We start from the raw sequence: 353 nt of genomic DNA, 5'->3' as shown, positions 1-353 counted from the left end.
CTGCGATGCCGAAGATGCTCATCATCCGTTTGAGGTTGTAGGCGAGCACGTGAAGGCTCATTTCGGTACTTACCCTCGGCAGAGTTTTAGTCAGGAAGTGGGTGGCTCCCATCCAATATTTGAGTGTTCCGAAAGGATGCTCAACTGTCTTTCGGCGAACCCTCATCATCGCTGGATCATGTTCTAGTCGAACCTGCATCGCGTCGATTACCGCCTCATGTTCCCAGCGCTTTACCCGGCGCTCTTTACCCGTCGTACATTGCTTTTGCATTGCGCAGGACTGGCAGCCCGAGAAGTAGTAACAGTGCAACAACATGCCGTCTTCCATCGACGAATGCCGCCGGGTCAGCAAC

Annotated in this window: 1 protein-coding gene; it reads right to left on the bottom strand. The window is 53.5% G+C overall.

Features of this window, described 5'->3' with window-relative positions; translation table 11 throughout:
* On the bottom strand, window positions 1–353 hold a 353-nt coding region (locus KMS84_RS44165; protein WP_256921473.1), incomplete at both ends, for a transposase.

The sequence above is a fragment of the Streptomyces hilarionis genome (assembly GCF_024539675.1).
In the GTDB taxonomy this organism is placed as follows: Bacteria; Actinomycetota; Actinomycetes; order Streptomycetales; family Streptomycetaceae; genus Streptomyces; species Streptomyces hilarionis.
The sequence above is the reverse complement of the archived record's forward strand: the minus strand, read 5'-3'. Positions and strand labels throughout refer to the sequence as shown.